Origin of the sequence: Escherichia sp. MOD1-EC4550 (assembly GCF_963876935.1) — a bacterium.
GTDB lineage: Bacteria > Pseudomonadota > Gammaproteobacteria > Enterobacterales > Enterobacteriaceae > Escherichia > Escherichia coli_F.
Window position 1 is genome coordinate 272,758 of record NZ_CAWNSE010000009.1, and the last position, 23,695, is coordinate 296,452.

The 23,695-nt window shown below is 49.8% G+C and carries 26 protein-coding genes; 13 read left to right on the forward strand and 13 right to left on the reverse strand.

The genetic code is table 11. The features are described from left to right. Nucleotides 1-66: 66 nt before the first annotated feature. The 4 genes from fadD to AACU19_RS06595 form a co-directional block, all read right to left on the reverse strand. Complete coding sequence (fadD, locus tag AACU19_RS06580; protein WP_000758422.1) at nt 67-1,752, reverse strand: long-chain-fatty-acid--CoA ligase FadD; 1,686 nt, start codon at nt 1,750-1,752, stop codon at nt 67-69. Nucleotides 1,753-1,956: 204 nt separating this feature from the next. Then, the gene (gene yeaY, locus AACU19_RS06585) at nt 1,957-2,538 is read right to left on the reverse strand and encodes a Slp family lipoprotein YeaY (protein ID WP_000290557.1); all 582 of its coding nucleotides are present in this window, start codon (nt 2,536-2,538) and stop codon (nt 1,957-1,959) included. Between the two features lie 38 nt (nt 2,539-2,576). After that, nucleotides 2,577-3,272: a tRNA (adenosine(37)-N6)-threonylcarbamoyltransferase complex dimerization subunit type 1 TsaB gene (gene tsaB, locus AACU19_RS06590; protein WP_001220981.1), complete on the reverse strand. Its 696-nt coding sequence runs from the start codon at nt 3,270-3,272 to the stop codon at nt 2,577-2,579. 57 nt (nt 3,273-3,329) lie between these two features. Further along, entirely contained in the window at nt 3,330-5,240 is a 1,911-nt protein-coding gene (locus AACU19_RS06595) for an ATP-dependent DNA helicase (RefSeq protein ID WP_105271074.1), read from the reverse strand. A 131-nt stretch (nt 5,241-5,371) separates the two neighbouring features. Between AACU19_RS06595 and AACU19_RS06600 the strand changes: the two genes are divergently transcribed. Together AACU19_RS06600 and AACU19_RS06605 are read left to right on the forward strand one after the other, a co-directional pair. Then, nucleotides 5,372-5,716, forward strand: a complete 345-nt coding sequence (locus tag AACU19_RS06600) for a RidA family protein (RefSeq protein WP_001354727.1) — start codon at nt 5,372-5,374, stop codon at nt 5,714-5,716. 420 nt (nt 5,717-6,136) lie between these two features. Continuing rightward, nucleotides 6,137-6,436: a DUF1889 family protein gene (locus tag AACU19_RS06605; protein WP_001111989.1), complete on the forward strand. Its 300-nt coding sequence runs from the start codon at nt 6,137-6,139 to the stop codon at nt 6,434-6,436. Between the two features lie 119 nt (nt 6,437-6,555). On the opposite strand, the gene AACU19_RS06610 is transcribed toward AACU19_RS06605, so the two are convergent. Beyond that, entirely contained in the window at nt 6,556-6,735 is a 180-nt protein-coding gene (locus AACU19_RS06610) for a YoaH family protein (protein ID WP_000457334.1), read from the reverse strand. A gap of 73 nt (nt 6,736-6,808) precedes the next feature. Between AACU19_RS06610 and pabB the strand changes: the two genes are divergently transcribed. The 4 genes from pabB to AACU19_RS06630 all read left to right on the forward strand — a co-directional run bounded on the left by pabB (nt 6,809) and on the right by AACU19_RS06630 (nt 12,029). Next, on the forward strand, nt 6,809-8,170 hold the full coding sequence (pabB, locus tag AACU19_RS06615; protein ID WP_000855010.1) for an aminodeoxychorismate synthase component 1: 1,362 nt from the start codon (nt 6,809-6,811) through the stop codon (nt 8,168-8,170). Between the two features lie 3 nt (nt 8,171-8,173). Further along, nucleotides 8,174-8,752, forward strand: a complete 579-nt coding sequence (locus tag AACU19_RS06620) for a CoA pyrophosphatase (protein WP_000456725.1) — start codon at nt 8,174-8,176, stop codon at nt 8,750-8,752. A gap of 183 nt (nt 8,753-8,935) precedes the next feature. Then, complete coding sequence (gene sdaA, locus AACU19_RS06625; protein ID WP_000624298.1) at nt 8,936-10,300, forward strand: L-serine ammonia-lyase; 1,365 nt, start codon at nt 8,936-8,938, stop codon at nt 10,298-10,300. A gap of 130 nt (nt 10,301-10,430) precedes the next feature. Beyond that, nucleotides 10,431-12,029: an EAL domain-containing protein gene (locus tag AACU19_RS06630; RefSeq protein ID WP_105278833.1), complete on the forward strand. Its 1,599-nt coding sequence runs from the start codon at nt 10,431-10,433 to the stop codon at nt 12,027-12,029. 3 nt (nt 12,030-12,032) lie between these two features. On the opposite strand, the gene yoaE is transcribed toward AACU19_RS06630, so the two are convergent. Next, a complete protein-coding gene (gene yoaE, locus AACU19_RS06635) occupies nt 12,033-13,589 on the reverse strand; it encodes a CNNM family cation transport protein YoaE (RefSeq protein WP_000394976.1) in 1,557 nt (518 codons plus the stop codon). Next, nucleotides 13,577-13,735, reverse strand: coding sequence for a protein YoaL (locus tag AACU19_RS06640; protein WP_269218577.1), 159 nt, complete (start codon nt 13,733-13,735; stop codon nt 13,577-13,579). The genes yoaE and AACU19_RS06640 overlap by 13 nt, the downstream gene beginning before the upstream one ends. Before the next feature lie 316 nt (nt 13,736-14,051). Between AACU19_RS06640 and manX the strand changes: the two genes are divergently transcribed. The 5 genes from manX (at nt 14,052) to mntP (ending at nt 18,258) form a co-directional block, all read left to right on the forward strand. After that, nucleotides 14,052-15,023, forward strand: a complete 972-nt coding sequence (manX, locus tag AACU19_RS06645) for a PTS mannose transporter subunit IIAB (protein ID WP_000150546.1) — start codon at nt 14,052-14,054, stop codon at nt 15,021-15,023. Nucleotides 15,024-15,085: 62 nt separating this feature from the next. After that, on the forward strand, nt 15,086-15,886 hold the full coding sequence (gene manY / locus AACU19_RS06650) for a PTS mannose transporter subunit IIC (protein WP_000406926.1): 801 nt from the start codon (nt 15,086-15,088) through the stop codon (nt 15,884-15,886). Between the two features lie 12 nt (nt 15,887-15,898). Further along, the gene (gene manZ / locus AACU19_RS06655) at nt 15,899-16,750 is read left to right on the forward strand and encodes a PTS mannose transporter subunit IID (protein WP_000228655.1); all 852 of its coding nucleotides are present in this window, start codon (nt 15,899-15,901) and stop codon (nt 16,748-16,750) included. Nucleotides 16,751-16,804: 54 nt separating this feature from the next. Beyond that, nucleotides 16,805-17,263: a DUF986 family protein gene (locus AACU19_RS06660; protein ID WP_000156289.1), complete on the forward strand. Its 459-nt coding sequence runs from the start codon at nt 16,805-16,807 to the stop codon at nt 17,261-17,263. 428 nt (nt 17,264-17,691) lie between these two features. Further along, nucleotides 17,692-18,258: a manganese efflux pump MntP gene (gene mntP / locus AACU19_RS06665; RefSeq protein WP_053898586.1), complete on the forward strand. Its 567-nt coding sequence runs from the start codon at nt 17,692-17,694 to the stop codon at nt 18,256-18,258. On the opposite strand, the gene rlmA is transcribed toward mntP, so the two are convergent. The 5 genes from rlmA to mgrB all read right to left on the reverse strand — a co-directional run bounded on the left by rlmA (nt 18,255) and on the right by mgrB (nt 20,770). Further along, nucleotides 18,255-19,064, reverse strand: coding sequence for a 23S rRNA (guanine(745)-N(1))-methyltransferase (gene rlmA / locus AACU19_RS06670; RefSeq protein ID WP_052953661.1), 810 nt, complete (start codon nt 19,062-19,064; stop codon nt 18,255-18,257). The genes mntP and rlmA overlap by 4 nt on opposite strands. Before the next feature lie 165 nt (nt 19,065-19,229). Then, nucleotides 19,230-19,439, reverse strand: a complete 210-nt coding sequence (gene cspE / locus AACU19_RS06675; RefSeq protein WP_001062678.1) for a transcription antiterminator/RNA stability regulator CspE — start codon at nt 19,437-19,439, stop codon at nt 19,230-19,232. Nucleotides 19,440-19,451: 12 nt separating this feature from the next. Beyond that, nucleotides 19,452-19,595, reverse strand: coding sequence for a DUF2627 domain-containing protein (locus tag AACU19_RS06680; RefSeq protein ID WP_001295496.1), 144 nt, complete (start codon nt 19,593-19,595; stop codon nt 19,452-19,454). A gap of 669 nt (nt 19,596-20,264) precedes the next feature. Beyond that, entirely contained in the window at nt 20,265-20,552 is a 288-nt protein-coding gene (locus AACU19_RS06685) for a YebO family protein (RefSeq protein ID WP_001006867.1), read from the reverse strand. A 74-nt stretch (nt 20,553-20,626) separates the two neighbouring features. Next, entirely contained in the window at nt 20,627-20,770 is a 144-nt protein-coding gene (gene mgrB, locus AACU19_RS06690) for a PhoP/PhoQ regulator MgrB (RefSeq protein WP_000714550.1), read from the reverse strand. Nucleotides 20,771-20,928: 158 nt separating this feature from the next. On the opposite strand from mgrB, the gene AACU19_RS06695 reads away from it, so the two are divergent. Further along, a complete protein-coding gene (locus tag AACU19_RS06695; RefSeq protein ID WP_001211011.1) occupies nt 20,929-21,168 on the forward strand; it encodes a YobH family protein in 240 nt (79 codons plus the stop codon). A gap of 143 nt (nt 21,169-21,311) precedes the next feature. Here AACU19_RS06695 and kdgR read toward each other — a convergent pair whose 3' ends face one another. Further along, complete coding sequence (gene kdgR / locus AACU19_RS06700; protein WP_001262182.1) at nt 21,312-22,103, reverse strand: DNA-binding transcriptional regulator KdgR; 792 nt, start codon at nt 22,101-22,103, stop codon at nt 21,312-21,314. 176 nt (nt 22,104-22,279) lie between these two features. Between kdgR and AACU19_RS06705 the strand changes: the two genes are divergently transcribed. Then, entirely contained in the window at nt 22,280-23,653 is a 1,374-nt protein-coding gene (locus AACU19_RS06705; protein WP_039020728.1) for an MFS transporter, read from the forward strand. Nucleotides 23,654-23,695: the final 42 nt, after the last annotated feature.

The window sequence follows — 23,695 nt, forward strand, 5'->3', positions numbered from 1 at the left end:
GTATTCTCTTTAGTGGGCGTCAAAAAAAACGCCGGATTAACCGGCGTCTGACGACTGACTTAACGCTCAGGCTTTATTGTCCACTTTGCCGCGCGCTTCGTCACGTAATTCTCGTCGCAAAATTTTTCCGACGTTAGATTTCGGTAACTCATCACGAAACTCCACCAGCTTCGGTACTTTGTAGCCCGTGAGCTGACGGCGGCAAAAAGTCACCAGTGACTCTTCGGTAAGCGATGGATCTTTTTTCACTACGAAGATTTTCACCGCTTCACCACTGGAGCCGGAAGGTACGCCAACAGCCGCGACTTCCTGTACGCCAGGATGCTGCATGACGACATCTTCAATCTCGTTGGGATAGACGTTAAAACCGGAAACCAGAATCATGTCTTTTTTACGATCGACAATGCGCAGGAATCCTTCTTCATCCATCACCGCGATATCGCCAGTGTGTAACCAGCCATTTTTGATGATCTCATCGGTAGCATCCGGACGCTGCCAGTAACCCAGCATCACCTGCGGTCCTTTGACACAAAGCTCACCCGGTTGACCCGGTGGTACTTCATTATCATCGTCATCCACCAGTTTGGCTTCCGTCGACGGCACCGGCAAACCGATGCTACCACTATGATAATCAATATCATACGGGTTAACGCTGACCAGCGGCGCACACTCGGTCAGGCCATAACCTTCCAGCAGATACTGTCCGGTCAGTTTCACCCAACGTTCAGCCACCACTTGTTGAACAGGCATACCACCGCCTGCAGAAAGATGCAGACTGGAGAAATCCAGCTGCTGGAACTCTTTATTGTTCAGCAACGCATTGAACAAGGTGTTAACGCCGGTTATCGCGGTAAACGGATATTTCGCTAACTCTTTTACCAACCCTGGAATATCGCGCGGGTTAGTGATAAGCAGGTTCTGCCCACCCAGTTCGATAAACAGCAGGCAGTTAATGGTCAGTGCAAAAATGTGATACAGCGGCAGCGCCGTCACCACCAGCTCTTTGCCCGGATGCAACAGCGGACCATAGGTCGCGTTAACCTGTTCCAGGTTCGCCAGCATATTGCGGTGAGTCAGCATCGCGCCTTTCGCCACACCAGTGGTACCGCCGGTGTATTGCAGGAAAGCTAAATCTTCCGGCACCAGTTCGGGTTTGACGTACTGCATCCGGTAGCCGTTGTGCAGGGCGCTACGAAATGAAATGGCATCTGGCAGATGGTATTTCGGCACCAGACGCTTGATGTATTTAACAACGAAGTTGACTACCGTGCCTTTTGCCGTAGATAGCTGATCGCCCATACGGGTCAGAATTACGTGCTGAACGGCGGTTTTATCAACCACTTTTTCCAGAGTGTGGGCAAAGTTAGACACGATAACAATCGCCGATGCGCCGCTATCGTTAAGCTGATGCTCAAGTTCACGCGGGGTATACAACGGGTTAACGTTTACGACAATCATCCCGGCACGCAAAATGCCAAACAGCGCCACCGGATATTGCAATAAATTAGGCATCATCAACGCAACGCGATCGCCTTTCTTCAGTCCCAACCCTTGTTGCAAATAAGCGGCAAACGCGCGACTGCGTTCTTCCAGTTTGCGGAAGGTCATCACCTCCCCCATATTCACAAACGCGGGTTGATCGGCGTAGCGCGCGACCGACTGCTCAAACATATCTACCAGAGATTGATAACGGTCAGGGTTGATCTCCGTCGGAACGTCCGCGGGATAACGGTTAAGCCAAACCTTCTTCAATTCTTCACCTCTAAAATGCGTGTTCGTCGTCATCGCAACCCCAAATGATATACATGCCGTTAACATAATATTAACTCATCATACCAGCTTGATAATTACCCAACGAAAAGGTTGCGAAGCGCGTCACTATTTATTTTTATCTTTACCGTAAGAATGCAGAAACAGCGGACCAGCCGCTGTTTCTTTTTCTTTAAAAACAAGCAATTATTCAGTTACAACAGTTTGTACTCTCGCGGGGCCGGGATTATACCAGCCCCATCCACCGTAGCCATAGGGCCAGCCACGACCGCCATAAAACCATGGATCAATCGGCTGAGGCGGCATAATCACCTGCTGGGTTAAATGCCAACGTTTGTAACCCGTTACCTGCATCACCATAAATTTATAGGGCGTGTTGCCGATTTTGCCGTCAACCGCACCGGTGATTGGCCCGACTACCGTAACCAGTTGTCCACGGAAATCCACCGGATCAAGAAAACCGTTCACATCGGCATAAATGCGCCCGCGTGAAGGTTCTCCCAAAGTTGGTCTGGCTCCGCTGTCGAGCGGTACGGTAGCAATTTCCAGGCGGGTTTTCCCTTGCTGGTTTTGTACCGCAACCACTTTGCCACCAAAGCGTGCCTCCTGACCAACGTACAGCTGCGGCGCACTCATTACCCGAACTAAATCTTGTTGCGGCGTGGGACTGTTGCCTTTAATGGCGTCCGGCACAGTGACACAACCGCTCAGCATTAGCGCAAACGTACCTGCCAGTATGCCTTTGATAACATTCTTTTGAACCGCCATGATGCGACTCCTTTTTTCTCAGGGCATACTCTTAAGATTCATTCTTTGCCCGGAAGTTTCTTCCACGCGACGTTGTTACGTAAATAAACCGGCTCGGCATGTTCCACCGCCACTGTTTTACCCTCAGCAAACATCTGACAAGCAATCGGCAGCATATCTTCTGCGGCAGGCAGTAATACTTCACCATCGCGCAAAACCAGCCCGCTCTCTTTACCGAGATCCGGCCAGGCTTGCCAGCCCGTCCCTACCGTCACCCATTCGCCGGAAAGCTGTTGCATCCGTTCATGAACGAGTTCAGGTTTGAGTACGGCTTCGGTTTCTTCACCGTGCCAGATACCATTTTCATCACGCTGATATTCGGCCCAGTAAACTTCGCCCATTCGCGCGTCAATGGCTGCCAGCACGCGGGTTGCGCCGTTTTTGCGCCACGCCCCTTGCGCCATCGTCATTAGCGTGGAGACGCCAATCATCGGTAATTCCGCGCCAAGCGCCAGCCCTTGCGCAATGCCAATACCAATGCGCACGCCGGTAAAGCTACCGGGGCCGCGCCCGTAAGCCAGAGCATTTATGTCCGTCAGGGAAGTTCCGCTGGTGGTCAGGATATCCTGCACCATCGGTAAGATTCGTTGAGTATGTTCACGAGGGCAAAGCTCAAAATGAGCGTTGACAGTACCGTCGTTCCACAGGGCGACAGAGCAGGCCTCTGTCGCGGTATCGATAGCCAGAATTCGCATGGGTCTTCGTGCTTAGATCAATAAAAAGGCGCGCATCATACCATACTCCATCACAAATTACCTGGAGGATGGTATCGCAAGGAAACGAACCGCACGGGCAATGTCACGGGTGCGCGGCGCTGGCGGCAGACTGGCGAGAAACGTCGCGCCGTAAGGGCGCATCACCAGCCGATTGTCGCAAATCACCAAAACCCCTCGATCGTCGGCGTCGCGAATCAGTCGCCCTACCCCCTGCTTGAGAGTAATGACCGCATCCGGCAGCTGTACTTCATCGAACGGGTCGCCTCCGCGCAAACGGCAATCTTCCATGCGCGCTTTTAATAGTGGATCATCCGGTGAGGTAAACGGCAACTTGTCGATAATCACCAATGACAATGTATCGCCACGCACATCCACCCCTTCCCAGAAGCTGCTGGTTGCCACAAGAAGCGCGTTACCGGCGCTGACAAATTGCTGCAACAGTTGCCCTTTGCTGGTTTCCCCCTGCAACAAAACGGGAAGCGTCATGGTAGCGCGGAACTGCTCGGCCAGATCGCGCATCATGGCGTGCGAGGTACAAAGCATAAAACAACGACCGTTGTTAGCTTCGATGATCGGTCGCAACATTGCCGCCAGTTGCCGTGCGGAGCCCGGTTGATTGGTTTGCGGCAGGTTGCGCGGCACACAGAGTAACGCCTGGCGGCTGTAATCAAACGGGCTGGGTAACAGCAACGACTCTGCCTGTTCAATGCCAAGCCGCGAGGTAAAATGATGCAGATCGTCATTCACCGACAGCGTTGCTGAGGTAAAGATCCAGCTACCTGGTTTTTGCGCCATTAACTCTTTGAATTTATCCGCCACGCTGAGCGGCGTGAGTGCCAGAGTAAAATGGCGCGAAGTGCATTCGTACCAGTAGCTGTAGCCCGGCTGATTGATCTCTTTTAGCCGTTTCAGCCGCGTACGATACAACGTGGCGCGCTCAAATGCCGCATCCAGCAAGGCGGAACGCCCCAGCGACAGTTTCGCCACGTCATAACAAAGTTCCAGGGTGTCATCGAGCAGTAAAAATGCTCGCTGAATTTGCGGATTAGCTAACAGTTCGCGCAGGTTGCCACGATAACCTGGCTCACCTAATTGCAGGCGAAAATCCTGCGCGCTCTGGGCAAGGCGGTCGGCGCACTTTTGTAACTGCTGGGTGTCTTTTAATTCGGTGCGGTAGGCGATGGTGATGTCTTTTGCCAGGTCGAGCAGTTGTCGACTGGAGAGTGACTGACCAAAATACTGGCTGGCAATGTCAGGCAGTTGGTGGGCTTCGTCGAAGATCATGACGTCAGCTTCCGGGATCAGTTCGCCAAATCCACTCTCTTTCACCACCATATCCGCCAGAAAGAGATGATGGTTTACCACCACCACATCGGCGTCCATCGCTTTTTTGCGTGCTTTAACCACAAAGCAATCTTTATACATCGGGCAGTCGCTGCCAAGGCAGTTGTCGTTGGTGCTGGTGACCAGCGGCCACGCCTGTGAATCTTCCGCCACGCTGACGCAGGTGCTGATATCACCATCGACTGTTTGATTAGACCAGGAGCGCAGCAGGATCACATCGCTTAAAATTTGCACCGGTAGATCGCCACCCGCCAGCGCCTGCTGTTCGAGACGTTCGAGGCAGAGGTAGTTAGAGCGCCCTTTCAGCAACGCCACGTTGCCCGTATATTTCAACGCCTTTGAAACCGTTGGCAAATCGCGGCTGTAGAGCTGATCCTGCAACGCTTTTGAACCGGTCGAGATAATGACTTTCTTTTTCGCCCGCAGCGCAGGGGCCAGGTAAGCGTAGGTTTTGCCCGTACCGGTTCCGGCCTCCACCACCAGCGGCTGGCTTTTATCTATCGCCCCGGCGACGGCTACCGCCATCTGACGCTGTGGTTCTCGCGGCTTAAAGCCTGGTATCGCTTTCGCCAGCTGACCGTCTGGTGCAAAATCGTCCGTCACACTACCCCCTGTTGATTTGAACAGGGATTATGTCAGGATGAGGGCGCTTTCGCCAGTTGAAGTGGTGACGGCGACCTCACATTGTGGCAGTCTTTGCAGCACGAAAATGGAAGGATAATGAGGACAAAATGATGACTATCGTTCGTATCGACGCCGAAGCCCGCTGGTCTGATGTCGTGATCCACAACAACACTCTCTACTATACGGGTGTGCCGGAAAACCTTGACGCCAATGCCTTTGAGCAAACCGCCAACACGCTGGCGCAGATTGACGCCGTGCTGGAAAAACAGGGCAGCAATAAATCGAGCATTCTGGATGCCACCATTTTCCTGGCTGATAAAAACGACTTCGCGGCGATGAATAAAGCGTGGGATGCCTGGGTTGTCGCGGGTCATGCGCCGGTGCGCTGCACGGTACAAGCGGGTTTGATGAACCCGAAGTATAAAGTTGAAATTAAGATTGTGGCTGCGGTGTAAGCTTTATCGAAGCAAAATAAGTCAGACGATAATTTATCGATAATACTGGTCGGTTTTACATAAATCGACCAGAGATTAAGATATTACTGTTGATGCTCCTGCTAATTCATTATTTATTTTTATAATTTCAATTTTAGCTATAAACTAACTATATAAATAAACATAACAATGCCGTTGTGTTCGCCCTTCGATTAGCATCTCTGGTTTTCTTTCTTAGCTGAACAATCTGGTTATAGCGTGAGAACTGACCGTTAATTTTCTCCCTCTTACTGGATAACACACCATGAGCTGCTACCTTTAAAACACCTGAATGTCAACAGGTTAACTCGTGCCATATCGTTATAATCCCTTTGATATTAGATGCAAATTAAGGTCATATATAGCCTTATCGATAACATGGTTAATTTTAAGGATAAGAATATGCCTGCTGTAATAGATAAAGCCCTGGATTTCATTGGTGCCATGGATGTATCAGCGCCAACACCAAGTTCGATGAATGAAAGCACGGCGAAGGGAATCTTTAAATATTTGAAAGAACTGGGAGTACCCGCGAGTGCCGCTGATATTACGGCGCGAGCTGACCAGGAAGGCTGGAACCCTGGGTTCACGGAAAAAATGGTTGGATGGGCAAAAAAAATGGAGTCTGGTGAACGCATTGTGATTAAAAATCCTGAATACTTTTCAACATATATGCAGGAAGAACTAAAAGCACTGGTCTGAGTTAAATTTACATCAGCATAAATGGGGTAGGACGCTTTTAACCACATATAAAAAGCGTCCTTTTTCTCACAATCAAATAATCATCGGCTTCTATAACGAAAGCGATACGGATTAGAGTTTTACTCGTCTTCATCCTCAAAACGCGCCACGATTCGCTCGCCGGAATGGTTGGCACGCAGCTCTTCTGCCACCAACGCGATTGCCTGGCCGCTGCTCATCCCTTGTGCCATCAGTTCCTGGATCCGCTCGACGGCTTTTTGCTGCTGTTCATGGGTGAGTGAAGGTAAACCTGCAAACATTGTTAACTCCTGCTAAATTGTTGGCGCTAATTATTTCATGCTACCCGGCACATAGCCAGTAGAGTCAGGACTGATGAAGACGTTATCTCCCGCTGTGATTACTTTACCCTGGCGTCAGGACGCCGCTGAATTTTATTTCTCCCGCTTAAGTCACCTGCCGTGGGCGATGCTTTTACACTCCGGCTATGCCGATCATCCATATAGCCGCTTTGATATTGTGGTCGCCGAGCCGATTTGCACTTTAACCACTTTCGGTAAAGAAACCGTTGTTAGTGAAAGCGAAAAACGCACAACGACCACTGATGACCCGCTACAGGTGCTCCAGCAGGTGTTGGATCGCGCAGACATTCGCCCAGCGCATAACGAAGATTTGCCATTTCAGGGCGGCGCGCTGGGGTTGTTTGGCTACGATCTGGGCCGCCGTTTTGAGTCACTGCCAGAAATTGCGCAGCAAGATATCGTTCTGCCGGATATGGCTGTGGGTATCTACGACTGGGCGCTCATTGTCGACCACCAGCGTCAAACAGTTTCTTTGCTGAGTCATAATGATGTCAATGCCCGTCGGGCCTGGCTGGAAAGCCAGCAATTCTCGCCGCAGGAAGATTTCACGCTCACTTCCGACTGGCAATCCAATATGACCCGCGAGCTGTACGGCGAAAAATTTCGCCAGGTACAGGAATATCTGCACAGCGGTGATTGCTATCAGGTGAATCTCGCCCAGCGTTTCCATGCGACCTATTCTGGCGATGAATGGCAGGCATTCCTTCAGCTTAATCAGGCCAACCGCGCGCCATTTAGCGCTTTTTTACGTCTTGAACAGGGCGCGATTTTAAGCCTTTCGCCAGAGCGGTTTATTCTTTGTGATAATAGTGAAATCCAGACCCGCCCGATTAAAGGCACGCTACCACGCCTGCCCGATCCTCAGGAAGATAGCAAACAAGCAGAAAAACTGGCGAACTCAGCGAAAGATCGTGCCGAAAATCTGATGATTGTCGATTTAATGCGTAATGATATCGGTCGTGTTGCCGTAGCAGGTTCGGTAAAAGTACCAGAGCTGTTCGTGGTGGAACCCTTCCCTGCCGTGCATCATCTGGTCAGCACCATAACGGCGCAACTACCAGAACAGTTACACACCAGCGATCTGCTGCGCGCAGCTTTTCCTGGTGGCTCAATAACTGGAGCACCGAAAGTACGGGCTATGGAAATTATCGACGAACTGGAACCGCAGCGACGCAATGCCTGGTGCGGTAGCATTGGCTATTTGAGCTTTTGCGGCAACATGGATACCAGCATAACTATCCGCACGCTGACTGCCATTAACGGACAAATTTACTGCTCTGCGGGCGGTGGAATTGTCGCCGATAGCCAGGAAGAAGCGGAATATCAGGAAACTTTTGATAAAGTTAATAAGATATTACGCCAACTGGAGAAGTAAGACGTGGAATACCGTAGCCTGACGCTTGATGATTTTTTATCGCGCTTTCAACTTTTGCGCCCGCAAATTAACCGGGAAACGTTAAATCATCGTCAGGCTGCCGTGTTAATCCCCATCGTCCGTCGACCGCAACCGGGGTTGTTGCTGACTCAGCGTTCGATTCATCTGCGTAAACACGCCGGACAAGTGGCATTCCCTGGAGGTGCAGTCGATGACACGGACGCGTCAGTTATCGCCGCCGCGCTGCGCGAAGCTGAAGAAGAGGTCGCTATACCGCCTTCCGCCGTTGAAGTTATCGGCGTGCTGCCGCCCGTCGATAGCGTAACTGGCTACCAGGTAACCCCAGTGGTCGGCATTATCCCGCCCGATCTACCGTATCGCGCCAGTGAAGATGAAGTCTCCGCTGTGTTTGAAATGCCGCTCGCCCAGGCGCTGCATTTAGGCCGTTATCACCCGTTAGATATCTATCGCCGTGGCGATTCACATCGGGTATGGCTGTCCTGGTATGAACAGTATTTTGTATGGGGAATGACCGCAGGCATAATTCGTGAGCTGGCGCTGCAAATTGGTGTGAAACCCTGACTATACTTATCTTTACATCTACAAAACACTACTTGAGACAATCATCGCAATATTAGTTAAATCGCGGTTTTTGATTAGTTTAATTCATGTGAATAGTTAAGCCAGTCGCCGCGTTCCCTCTTACACTATGCGCTGTTATTCGTTCGTTACTGGAAGTCCAGTCACCTTGTCAGGAGTATTATCGTGATTAGTCTATTCGACATGTTTAAGGTGGGGATTGGTCCCTCATCTTCCCATACCGTAGGGCCTATGAAGGCGGGTAAACAGTTTGTCGATGATCTGGTCGAAAAAGGCTTACTGGATAGCGTTACTCGCGTTGCCGTGGACGTTTATGGTTCACTGTCGCTGACGGGTAAAGGCCACCACACCGATATCGCCATTATTATGGGTCTTGCAGGTAACGAACCTGCCACCGTGGATATCGACAGTATTCCCGGTTTTATTCGCGACGTAGAAGAGCGCGAACGTCTGCTGCTGGCACAGGGACGGCATGAAGTGGATTTCCCGCGCGACAACGGGATGCGTTTTCATAACGGCAACCTGCCGCTGCATGAAAACGGTATGCAAATCCACGCCTATAACGGCGATGAAGTCGTCTACAGCAAAACTTATTATTCCATCGGCGGCGGTTTTATCGTCGATGAAGAACACTTTGGTCAGGATGCAGCCAACGAAGTGAGCGTGCCGTATCCGTTCAAATCTGCCACCGAACTGCTCGCGTACTGTAATGAAACCGGCTATTCGCTGTCTGGTCTCGCTATGCAGAACGAACTGGCGCTGCACAGCAAGAAAGAGATCGATGAGTATTTCGCGCATGTCTGGCAAACCATGCAGGCATGTATCGATCGCGGGATGAACACCGAAGGCGTACTGCCAGGCCCGCTGCGCGTGCCGCGTCGTGCGTCGGCCCTGCGCCGGATGCTGGTTTCCAGCGATAAACTGTCTAACGATCCGATGAATGTCATTGACTGGGTAAACATGTTTGCGCTGGCAGTTAACGAAGAAAACGCCGCCGGTGGTCGTGTGGTAACTGCGCCAACCAACGGTGCTTGTGGCATTGTTCCGGCAGTGCTGGCTTATTATGACCACTTTATTGAATCGGTTAGCCCGGACATCTATACCCGTTACTTTATGGCTGCGGGCGCGATTGGTGCACTGTATAAAATGAACGCCTCTATTTCCGGTGCGGAAGTCGGTTGCCAGGGCGAAGTGGGTGTTGCCTGTTCAATGGCTGCTGCGGGCCTTGCCGAGCTGTTGGGCGGTAGCCCGGAACAGGTTTGTGTGGCAGCGGAAATTGGCATGGAGCACAACCTCGGTCTGACCTGTGACCCTGTTGCAGGGCAAGTTCAGGTGCCGTGCATTGAACGTAACGCCATTGCGTCAGTCAAGGCGATTAACGCCGCGCGGATGGCCCTGCGTCGCACCAGTGCGCCGCGCGTCTCGCTGGATAAAGTCATCGAAACGATGTACGAAACCGGTAAAGACATGAACGCCAAGTACCGCGAAACGTCTCGTGGTGGTCTGGCAATTAAAGTCCAGTGTGACTAATACTTTATCCTCGCCCATCTGCAACGGATGGGCGAATTTATCCCTGCTTTCTCGTCTGCTGTAATTTTCCCCACTACACTTCCACTGTTGCGTCAGGCGTTTGTCGCCATACGCTTACAGGGTGGCCCGCATGCAAAAAGCACAACGGATCATTAAAACCTATCGCCGTAATCGAATGATTGTTTGTACGATTTGCGCACTCGTTACGCTCGCTTCGACCCTGAGCGTGCGATTTATTTCACAGCGTAACTTAAATCAACAACGGGTAGTACAATTCGCCAATCACGCTGTAGAGGAATTAGATAAAGTACTGCTTCCCCTACAGGCAGGTAGCGAAGTCTTACTTCCGCTAATTGGTCTGCCCTGCTCTGTCGCCCATTTGCCATTACGTAAACAGGCGGCAAAACTCCAAACTGTGCGATCCATTGGCCTGGTGCAAGACGGCACACTTTATTGCTCCAGCATTTTTGGTTATCGCAATGTGCCCGTCGTGGACATTCTGGCTGAACTTCCTGCACCGCAACCACTTTTACGACTGACGACCGACCATGCCCTGATTAAAGGCAGTCCGGTTTTGATTCAATGGACGCCTGCAGCGGGCAGCAGCAATGCTGGGGTCATGGAGATGATCAACATCGACTTACTGGCGGCAATGCTGCTTGAGCCACAACTGCCGCAAATCAGTAGCGCCAGCCTGACGGTGGACGATCGGCATTTGCTCTATGGTAATGGGCTGGTAGATTCCCTTCCGCAACCTGAAGACAATGAAAACTATCATGTTTCTTCGCAACGCTTTCCTTTTACCATTAACGTTAATGGTCCGGGGGCTACGGCGCTGGCATGGCACTATCTTCCAACACAATTACCGCTGGCGGTGCTGCTAAGTTTACTTGTGGGCTATATCGCCTGGCTGGCGACCGCTTACCGGATGAGTTTTTCCCGTGAAATCAATCTGGGCCTGGCGCAACATGAGTTCGAATTGTTCTGCCAGCCTTTGCTTAATGCGCGCAGCCAGCAATGTATTGGTGTAGAGATTTTGCTGCGCTGGAACAATCCACGTCAGGGCTGGATTTCACCGGATGTGTTTATTCCTATCGCGGAAGAACATCATTTAATTGTGCCACTGACCCGCTATGTGATGGCAGAAACCATCCGTCAGCGGCATGTTTTCCCAATGAGTAGTCAGTTTCATGTTGGCATTAACGTCGCACCCAGCCATTTTCGCCGTGGTGTGCTGATAAAAGATCTCAATCAGTACTGGTTTAGCGCTAACCCGATTCAGCAACTAATCCTCGAAATCACCGAACGCGATGCCTTACTGGATGTTGATTATCGGATTGCCCGCGAGCTGCATCGTAAAAACGTCAAACTGGCGATTGATGACTTCGGCACCGGCAACAGTTCATTTTCCTGGCTTGAAACATTACGTCCTGACGTGCTGAAAATTGATAAGTCATTTACCGCAGCTATAGGTTCTGACGCGGTTAACTCGACGGTGACCGATATCATCATCGCTCTGGGGCAAAGACTGAATATTGAACTGGTGGCGGAGGGTGTGGAAACACAAGAACAGGCGAAGTATTTGCGCCGTCATGGCGTGCATATTTTGCAAGGGTATTTGTACGCACAGCCGATGCCGCTACGTGATTTTCCCAAATGGCTGGCGGGCAGCCAACCGCCGCCCGCCCGGCATAATGGACATATCACGCCCGTTATGCCGTTACGTTAACGCTTACTCATCTTCATCGTGCGCCGGTTGCTCTTTAACAATGCGAACCAGATCAACACGATAATCATTGGCTTCAATGATGGTGATATGCAGTGGCCCTACATCAATCACATCGCCCACACGGGGAATGTGACCATTTGCCGAGATCACGAGGCCCGCGACCGTCGCGATATCATCGTCATCGGCAAGGTGCTCAACATCAAGCGCCTGCTGCAAGGCATGCAAATCTGTACCGCCTTTTACCAGCCAGCCGTCACCATCGGTAATGATTTCCGGCGTTTCGTCAGCGTCCGGGAATTCACCCGCAATGGCTTCCAGCACATCCAGCGGCGTGACCAGGCCTTGTACCACACCAAACTCGTTGGTCACGATAACGAAGCTCCCGCGAGCACGACGCAGCACGCCCAGTAGGTTGATCGGGTCAAGGGTTTCAGGGACGATAATCGCCGGAGACGCCGAAGCAATCGCCGCCACATCAACACCTTCTTCGAGCGCCACCAGCAGTTCTTTAGCACGTACGATACCGATGATTTCATCCAGTTCACCGCGACATACCGGGAACAGACTGTGCGGTGAGGAGAGCAGCTGCTCACGGATTTCATCCACCCCGAGATTAGCGTCAACCCAACTTATTTCACCGCGCGGCGTCATGATCCCGCGCAGAGAACGCGACGCCAGCGTCAGTACGCCGTTAATCATGTAACGTTCTTCTTCGGCAAACGCACCTTCCGGTACCGGGATAGGCATCGGGTTATCGGCATCGTGCTGAACATTGGCCTGACGTTTCCCCCCCATCAAACGCAGGATGGCATCGGCAGTACGCGCACGCAGCGGCAAAGTCGACTGGTGACGAATAAAGTTGCGACGCGCAATCTGGTTAAACACTTCGATGATGATCGAGAAGCCAATCGCGGCATACAGGTAACCTTTCGGAATGTGGAAACCGAAACCTTCTGCCACCAGACTCAGACCAATCATTAACAGGAAGCTCAGACAGAGCACCACTACCGTTGGATGCTGATTAACAAATCGCGTCAGCGGTTTCGATGCCAGCAACATGACCGCCATCGCAATCACCACCGCAGCCATCATCACCGGTAGATGGTTAACCATCCCTACAGCAGTAATCACCGCATCCAACGAGAAGACGGCGTCAAGGATGACGATCTGTGTGACGACCACCCAGAAACTGGCGTAGCCTTTACCGTGGCCGGAATCATGATCGCGGTTTTCCAGCCGTTCATGCAGTTCGGTTGTTGCTTTGAACAGCAAGAATATCCCCCCGAACAACATAATCAGGTCGCGTCCGGAGAAGGAGAAATCCATGACGGTAAAGAGCGGTTTGGTCAGCGTGACCATCCATGAAATCAGCGACAGCAGCCCCAGACGCATAATCAGCGCCAGTGATAATCCCAGCAAACGCGCTTTATCGCGTTGTTTTGGCGGCAGTTTGTCAGCAAGAATGGCGATGAAGACCAGGTTATCGATACCCAGCACAATTTCGAGAACAACAAGCGTGAGTAGCCCCGCCCAAATTGAGGGGTCCATTAAGAATTCCATGACAAGCTCCTGCTTAAGGAATAGCTATTCGGCGCCAGAAATAATGCAGGCGTAACGACAAAAGGCAAACGAAAGGTGCGGCATAAAGTGCCAGAAAAGCAGGCGTTAAAAGGCCTGATGCTGAAATGACGTCGGTGACGATCCATACTGCGGGCTACTGCCCTATACTCCATGGTTGTTAAACGGGAGTTAAACATATCAGAGACACATCTGATTTGGCAAAGATTTACCTTCCTTTGCAAACGAATGTGACAAGGATATTTTACCTTTCGAAATTTCTGCTAATCGAAAGTTAAATTACGGATCTTCATCACATAAAATAATTTTTTCGATATCTAAAATAAATCGCGAAACGCAGGGGTTTTTGGTTGTAGCCCTTATCTGAATCGATTCGATTGTGGACGACGATTCAAAAATACATCTGGCACGTTGAGGTGTTAACGATAATAAAGGAGGTAGCAAGTGACCATTGCTATTGTTATAGGCACACATGGTTGGGCTGCAGAGCAGTTGCTTAAAACGGCAGAAATGCTGTTAGGCGAGCAGGAAAACGTCGGCTGGATCGATTTCGTTCCAGGTGAAAATGCCGAAACGCTGATTGAAAAGTATAACGCTCAGTTGGCAAAACTCGACACCACTAAAGGCGTGCTGTTTCTCGTTGATACGTGGGGAGGCAGCCCGTTCAATGCTGCCAGCCGCATTGTCGTCGACAAAGAGCATTATGAAGTCATTGCAGGCGTTAACATTCCAATGCTCGTGGAAACGTTAATGGCCCGTGATGATGACCCAAGCTTTGATGAACTGGTGGCACTGGCAGTAGAAACAGGCCGTGAAGGCGTGAAAGCACTGAAAGCCAAACCGGTTGAAAAAGCCGCGCCAGCCCCCGCTGCCGCTGCCCCAAAAACGGCTCCAACTCCGGCAAAACCAATGGGACCAAACGACTACATGGTCATCGGTCTTGCGCGTATCGACGACCGTCTGATTCACGGTCAAGTCGCTACCCGCTGGACTAAAGAAACCAATGTCTCCCGTATTATTGTTGTTAGTGATGAAGTGGCTGCGGATACCGTTCGTAAGACACTGCTCACCCAGGTTGCACCTCCGGGCGTAACAGCGCACGTGGTTGATGTCGCCAAAATGATTCGCGTCTACAACAACCCGAAATATGCTGGCGAACGCGTAATGCTGTTATTTACCAACCCTACAGATGTTGAGCGTCTCGTTGAAGGCGGCGTGAAAATCACCTCTGTTAACGTCGGTGGTATGGCATTCCGTCAGGGTAAAACCCAGGTGAATAACGCGGTTTCGGTTGATGAAAAAGATATCGAGGCGTTCAAGAAACTGAATGCGCGCGGTATTGAGCTGGAAGTCCGTAAGGTTTCCACCGATCCGAAACTGAAAATGATGGATCTGATCAGCAAAATCGATAAGTAACGTATTGTGTTGATTATCACTCAGTTTTCACACTTAAGTCTTACGTAAACAGGAGAAGTACAATGGAGATTACCACTCTTCAAATTGTGCTGGTATTTATCGTAGCCTGTATCGCAGGTATGGGATCAATCCTCGATGAATTTCAGTTTCACCGTCCGCTAATCGCGTGTACCCTGGTGGGTATCGTTCTTGGGGATATGAAAACCGGTATTATTATCGGTGGTACGCTGGAAATGATCGCGCTGGGCTGGATGAACATCGGTGCTGCCGTTGCGCCTGACGCCGCTCTGGCTTCTATCATTTCTACCATTCTGGTTATTGCAGGTCATCAGAGCATTGGTGCGGGTATCGCACTGGCAATCCCTCTGGCTGCTGCAGGTCAGGTACTGACCATCATCGTTCGTACTATTACCGTTGCTTTCCAGCACGCTGCGGATAAGGCTGCAGATAACGGCAACCTGACAGCGATTTCCTGGATCCACGTTTCTTCTCTGTTCCTGCAAGCAATGCGTGTGGCTATTCCAGCCGTCATCGTTGCGCTGTCTGTTGGTACCAGCGAAGTTCAGAACATGCTGAATGCGATTCCGGAAGTGGTAACCAATGGTCTGAATATCGCCGGTGGCATGATCGTGGTGGTTGGTTATGCGATGGTTATCAACATGATGCGTGCTGGCTACCTGATGCCGTTCTTCTACCTCGGCTTCGTAACCGCAGCATTCACCAACTTTAACCTGGTTGCTCTGGGTGTGATTGGTACTGTTATGGCAGTGCTCTACATCCAACTTAGCCCGAAATACAACCGCGTAGCCGGTGCGCCTGCTCAGGCAGCTGGTAACAACGATCTCGATAACGAACTGGACTAACAGGTGAGCGAAATGGTTGATACAACTCAAACTACCACCGAGAAAAAACTCACTCAAAGTGATATTCGTGGCGTCTTCCTGCGTTCTAACCTCTTCCAGGGTTCATGGAACTTCGAACGTATGCAGGCACTGGGTTTCTGCTTCTCTATGGTACCGGCAATTCGTCGCCTCTACCCTGAGAACAACGAAGCTCGTAAACAAGCTATTCGCCGTCACCTGGAGTTCTTTAACACCCAGCCGTTCGTGGCTGCGCCGATTCTCGGCGTAACCCTGGCGCTGGAAGAACAGCGTGCTAATGGCGCAGAGATCGATGACGGTGCTATCAACGGTATCAAAGTCGGTTTGATGGGGCCGCTGGCTGGTGTAGGCGACCCGATCTTCTGGGGAACCGTACGTCCGGTATTTGCAGCACTGGGTGCCGGTATCGCAATGAGCGGCAGCCTGTTAGGTCCGCTGCTGTTCTTCATCTTGTTTAACCTGGTGCGTCTGGCAACCCGTTACTACGGCGTAGCGTATGGTTACTCCAAAGGTATCGATATCGTTAAAGATATGGGTGGCGGCTTCCTGCAAAAACTGACGGAAGGGGCGTCTATTCTCGGCCTGTTTGTCATGGGGGCATTGGTTAACAAGTGGACACATGTCAACATCCCGCTGGTTGTCTCTCGCATTACTGACCAGACGGGCAAAGAACACGTTACCACTGTCCAGACTATTCTTGACCAGTTAATGCCGGGCCTGGTACCACTGCTGCTGACCTTTGCTTGTATGTGGCTGCTGCGCAAAAAAGTTAACCCGCTGTGGATCATCGTTGGCTTCTTCGTCATCGGTATCGCTGGTTACGCTTGCGGCCTGCTGGGACTGTAAGACTGTTGTACACTACCGGGGCCTTTTGGCCCCGTTTTTTTATCTGGAGGATTAATGACAATCACGGACCTGGTACTGATTCTTTTCATCGCCGCACTCCTGACCTTCGCGATCTACGATCAGTTCATCATGCCCCGCCGCAACGGCCCCACCCTGCTGGCAATTCCTTTGCTCCGACGTGGCCGCATCGACAGCGTTATCTTCGTAGGACTGATTGTCATTCTTATCTATAACAACGTCACGAATCATGGCGCGCAAATAACGACATGGTTATTAAGTGCACTGGCTCTAATGGGGTTTTATATTTTCTGGATCCGCGTTCCGAAGATCATCTTTAAACAAAAAGGTTTTTTCTTCGCCAATGTCTGGATTGAATATAGTCGAATTAAAGCGATGAACTTGTCTGAAGATGGCGTGTTAGTGATGCAATTAGAACAGCGCCGGCTGTTAATCCGCGTTCGAAATATCGACGACCTGGAGAAAATTTATAAACTTCTTGTTTCCATTCAATAGGTTATGAATTTAGCCCAAGCTATGCTTGCTGTATTTTAAATAATCAGACATAGCTTAGGCTATATTATCCCATCCCTTATTTGTTATTTATTTTAACGTTTCATTGATATATAAATCTAAATGAAAATCGTTATCAATTAACTACTGAAATAATATATCCCAACAGTTGTTTTATATTCTAAAAATATGTTAATGTTGCGCCCTCATTTGGGGAGTAGCCGATTTCCAGATTCCGGAAATGTACGTGTCAACATACTCGTTGCAAAACGTGGCACGTACGGACTGAACACTTTCAGTCAGGCGAGACCATATGCACATCAATCGCTATGCCTGCATGAACGCGAAAATCATCGCGGTTTGTTGTTCATGTATGCATGTTTGCTGGGGGCGATGATGTGTTTTATGGATACCCCGGTCAGGACGTTGTCATGAATATCACTGCTACTGTTCTTCTTGCGTTTGGTATGTCGATGGATGCATTTGCTGCATCAATCGGTAAAGGTGCCACCCTCCATAAACCGAAATTTTCTGAAGCTTTGCGAACTGGCCTTATTTTTGGTGCCGTCGAAACCCTGACGCCGCTGATCGGCTGGGGAATGGGCATGTTAGCCAGCCGGTTTGTCCTTGAATGGAACCACTGGATTGCGTTTGTGCTGCTGATATTCCTCGGCGGGCGAATGATTATTGAGGGTTTTCGTGGCGCAGATGATGAAGATGAAGAACCGCGCCGTCGACACGGTTTCTGGCTACTGGTAACCACCGCGATTGCCACCAGCCTGGATGCGATGGCTGTGGGGGTTGGTCTAGCCTTCCTGCAGGTCAACATTATCGCGACCGCATTGGCCATTGGTTGTGCAACCTTGATTATGTCGACATTAGGGATGATGGTTGGTCGCTTTATCGGCTCAATTATTGGGAAGAAAGCGGAAATTCTCGGCGGGCTGGTACTGTTCGGCATCGGCGTCCAGATCCTCTGGACGCACTTCCACGGTTAATAAGAACGCTGCCAGAGGTGAATATTAAAGTCCGTCTGGCAGTCGAACACTTCTTTTGCTGCCAGTGTTTGCCAGACTTCTGGCTTCGCACGCCAGGCAAACGGCGTCATCTGCAATAATGTGACGGCTTCATCACCGCGAAGACGCATCGGATAACACAACTCAGCACTCTGCTGTAATGTAAAACCTTCCAGTTGTTCTGCATGAGGTGCATGAAGATGTACTTCATTGTAAATCAGCCCCTTCAGCTCCATCAAATGTCGCGGTCCCGGCGTGGCAGTAATGACCCAACCGCCGGGCTTCACTACGCGCGCTAATTCTTCTGCTTTACACGGCGCGTAAATACGTATTATGGCGTCCATACTGGTATCGGAAAACGGCAAACGGTGGCTGGAAGCAACACAAAAAGTGACCTGCGGATAGCGTTTCGCCGCCGCTTTTATCGCTACCTTCGAGACATCCAGGCCAAACGTGGTGATTTCGGGCAACGCATCGGCAAATGCGTGTGTGTAATACCCTTCACCACAGCCGATATCCAGCACCGCCGTGGCCGTTTCATCAAGCTGTTCCCGCAGTTGGGCAACAATTGCATCACGCAGCGGCTGATAATGTCCGGCATCTAAGAATGCGCGTCGTGCTTGCATCATTTCCGCGCTGTCGCCCGGATCACGAGATCGTTTATGCTGAACAGGCAACAGGTTGACATACCCTTCTTTCGCCATATCAAACTGATGTCGCTGGGGACAGATATAGCTGTTTTTTTCACGCGAAAGAGGCTGATGGCAAAGTGGACAGGAAAACGACATGACAACTCCGGCAGGATACTAAAGGCCGCAAGTGTAACGCGAATCACGCGGCGGGCAAATATCCGAACGCCAGGAGCGAAGATAAAACAAAGTAAAAAGCCTCGCATTCGACGAGGCTTTATAGCGAGATTGAAGTGTCTTCACACTTCAGATCAGTGGATTCGATCAGATAGCTGTTACGTTAACAGCTGCCGGACCTTTCTGACCGTCCTGAATTTCGAACTCAACGTTCTGACCTTCAGCCAGAGTTTTGAAGCCATTACCCTGGATAGCGGAGAAGTGTACGAACACGTCTTTGCTGCCATCAGCCGGAGTAATGAAGCCAAAACCTTTAGACTCGTTGAACCACTTAACCTGACCTTTAATCTTTGCCATTTGAAAAATTCCTTAGATTGTTTTCTTCGCCCGCAGGCATAACATAGATAAAACTGACACATTACTGCATGAGGCACCAATATAAGGCTCGGCAGAGAAGCGGTATTCAACGTCAACGTGTTTACTCAGGACTTCTTTACTGAAAATGCCACACATAAACAGAACTGTACCTCGTTTAACCCGAAATCTGTTATCACATACAACGTTAATTATGGCAAGCCATTTTTAAACATGTCTCGATCAGACGCACAAATCTCGATACGTCTTCCACTTTTTTTGCACACTTATGCAACGGAATACGCGCCGATATATCATTGTGCTTAACCTTGCCAGTTCAGGCAGATACTTAAACTGACGTATTTTCTAACATAGTTCAATAAGTTCAGTTGTTCCAGGCCAATGGGAGAAGTTATTACATAGTGCGTGCAATATCACATTTTCTGCTATGCAATGAATAAAAAGTTATATCACTTTTTCTCATAAAACAGTCAGTTAACGGCTATCAATCACCCCAAAGAGAAGTCAATCGCCAAAGGTATTGTAAATTTAAAATAAGAAAAATTGATGAATGCGCAAAAAAATCAAGAGAGAAACGTTTCGCTAATAAATAATAACACGCTTAATCACAAATCCGATGTAAACATCCTAATAAATTAATGAGCTAAATATCTTTTTCTGATATCCCGTTACGCAAATAAATAATATGATAATTATTTGAAGTCAGACCAGAGTTTTAATTTGAAGCAGTTGCACCATGACAGTGCGTATAATCAGGATGAATTGAGTAACCCTTCAACGACGGGGTTACTCAAGATTGAGGAAGGATTACCGTTCGGCGACCAGACGAATAATATCTTCGTCTTCAACCGATTTTTGACTCTCAACGGTCTTTTTATCTTCTTTCTCAGGTTCGTTTGCTTCGCACAAACGACGTAACAGTGCATTTTGACGTTTTTGCTGATCCAGCAACGCCTCAAGCAGTTCAATCTGTTCGTTAGTTCGTGAACTGGCACGATTGATAAAAAACCACAAGATGAGCCCGATAAGAAGAACCACCACCGATACAACCAAAGACGCAATGTTCATCACGCCTGAATTTACAACTTCGTTCATTTCACCACCTCTGAGTAGAGGCGCTATTCTACCACTGCTGGAGAGGAAGAAAATCTAGTGCTGAAAAAATGATATCACCACGGGATAAACTGGTTAATGGCACAAATTCCGCTGAAAAATTGTACATCCTGATCGCACATCATGTTGAATACCTGCGCCCAAAGCAGCAAGCAAGCCAACACCACGACAACCAGAACGACCCATCGAAACTTTTTCACTCCAATCTCCGTTTCACCTACCTTATGTCATTAAACTAGCATGTGTTAGTTAAACAGCGCCTAACTATGTCGATATTCGTGCTTTTTCAGAATGAGTCGCTTGCTTCAGCGCATATTGCCGCTACGATTAAGCGAACATAAAAAGAGAAGAGGTTGTAATGCGATTCATCATTCGCACAGTTATGCTGATAGCACTGGTATGGATAGGATTATTACTCAGCGGATATGGCGTTTTGATTGGAAGCAAAGAGAATGCCGCGGGATTAGGTTTGCAATGTACCTATCTGACCGCCAGAGGCACCAGCACGGTACAATACCTGCACACTAAAAGTGGTTTTCTGGGGATAACAGATTGCCCGTTGTTACGTAAAAGCAATATTGTGGTCGATAATGGTTAAGGGTAATAAATAACCAGATTCTCACTCATAAGTAAAATATTCTTATCGCAAGTGCGTTTAATATAACGCCACCTTCAACTTTATTTTTCTCATGCTAAATAAAGAACCTGTCTGTTTGATATTCAGACAGGTTCTTACTCTCATCAGAACGGATAGTCGTGATAACCCATTTGGGCAGAAATTTTGCGCGCCGCGGTATGCAACATTGCGACATATTCCTGTAAACGCTCTTCAGAGAAACGCAACGTCGGGAAGGAGATGCTCAGACCGGCAATGACCACGCCAAAGCGATCAAATACCGGAACTGCAATGCAACGCAGTCCTTCTTCCTGCTCTTCGTTATCTTCGCCATACCCCTGCTCGCGCACCTGGTCCAGAACGGGTAATAACGCTTCTGTACTGGTGATGGTCCGTTCGGTACTGCGTTTATACTCCACGCCCTCGAGAATTTGCTTCACTTCATCGCGATCGCGCCATGCCAGCAGTACCTTACCAATCGCGGTGCTGTACAGCGGATTACGACGACCAATCCGTGAATACATGCGCAAATTGTACATAGAGTCAATTTTGTGGATGTAAACAATACTGTCTTCGTCCAGTGCGCCGAGGTGGATAGTTTCTTTCGTCAGGCGGGAGATCTCACGCATCTGGATATCTGCGCTACGAATTAAATCGACGTTTTGTAACGCGCGAGCGCCCAGTTCAAACAATTTCAGGGTCAGCGAATATTTCTCCGACTCCCCTTCCTGCGCCACATAACCCAGGGTTTTCATGGTCTGTAAAAAGCGATAAACGGTGCTTTTTGACATCATGACGCGCTGCGACAGCTCGGTTATCCCTATTTCGCGCTCTTCACCCAGCGCCTGCAAAATGCCAAAAACTTTCAGCACGGAAGATACAGAATCAGGCTGTTTATCCAGATCTGCGTTAGCCATTTATCACCTCATTGCGAGTGTTTTATAAAAATCAGAACTGTTTTTTATTATAATTTCGCACCTGGGTGGTCGCAATCCATCTTTTGCCGGTTAGTTACAATTCTGCGACATCCACCGTGAATATCAGTGCTAGAATCTTACCCCTGTTGATTATTCACCAAAGATATAAAATTCCTATGCCAAAAGTTCAGGCCGACGGCCTGCCGTTGCCCCAGCGATACGGTGCGATATTAACCATTGTGATTGGTATTTCGATGGCTGTCCTTGACGGCGCAATCGCCAACGTCGCCCTGCCAACAATCGCCACGGACCTTCATGCCACGCCAGCCAGTTCCATCTGGGTAGTGAACGCCTATCAAATCGCCATTGTCATCTCCCTGCTCTCGTTTTCGTTTCTGGGCGATATGTTTGGCTATCGACGTATTTATAAATGCGGTCTGGTCGTTTTTCTGTTGTCTTCACTGTTCTGCGCCCTTTCTGATTCGCTACAAATGCTCACCCTTGCGCGTGTCATACAAGGTTTCGGCGGTGCAGCGTTGATGAGCGTTAATACCGCACTTATCCGCCTGATCTATCCACAACGTTTTCTGGGTAGAGGGATGGGCGTAAACTCGTTTATTGTTGCCGTCTCTTCTGCTGCCGGGCCGACAATTGCTGCAGCAATCCTCTCCATCGCATCCTGGAAATGGTTATTTTTAATCAACGTACCGTTGGGTATTATCGCCCTGCTTCTGGCCATGCGTTTTCTGCCACCCAATGGCTCTCGTGCCAGTAAACCCCGTTTCGACCTGCCCAGCGCCGTGATGAACGCGTTAACCTTCGGCCTGCTTATTACTGCATTGAGTGGTTTCGCTCAGGGGCAATCGCTGACGTTGATTGGCGCGGAACTGGTGGTAATGGTTGTCGTTGGTATTTTCTTTATTCGCCGCCAGCTTTCTCTTCCCGTACCGCTGCTACCGGTGGATTTACTGCGTATCCCGCTGTTTTCACTTTCTATTTGCACATCTGTTTGCTCTTTCTGCGCACAAATGCTGGCAATGGTTTCCCTGCCCTTTTACCTGCAAACCGTGCTCGGGCGTAGTGAAGTCGAAACAGGTTTACTTCTGACACCGTGGCCGTTAGCAACAATGGTGATGGCTCCGCTGGCAGGCTATTTGATTGAACGCGTACATGCAGGATTGCTGGGTGCTTTAGGGTTGTTCATCATGGCTGCGGGGCTTTTTTCCCTGGTTCTGCTGCCCGCGTCACCTGCGGATATCAATATTATCTGGCCGATGATCTTATGTGGCGCTGGATTTGGCTTATTCCAGTCACCCAATAACCACACCATTATTACCTCCGCTCCGCGCGAACGTAGCGGTGGGGCCAGTGGCATGTTAGGGACGGCTCGTCTATTGGGTCAGAGTAGTGGCGCGGCGCTGGTGGCGCTGATGCTAAATCAGTTTGGTGATAATGGTACACACGTCTCGCTGATGGCTGCGGCTATTCTGGCAGTGATTGCTGCCTGTGTCAGTGGCTTACGTATTACCCAGCCACGATCCAGGGCATAATAAATATCCTCCGGCATAGCCGGAGGTTTTTCAAATGCGCCT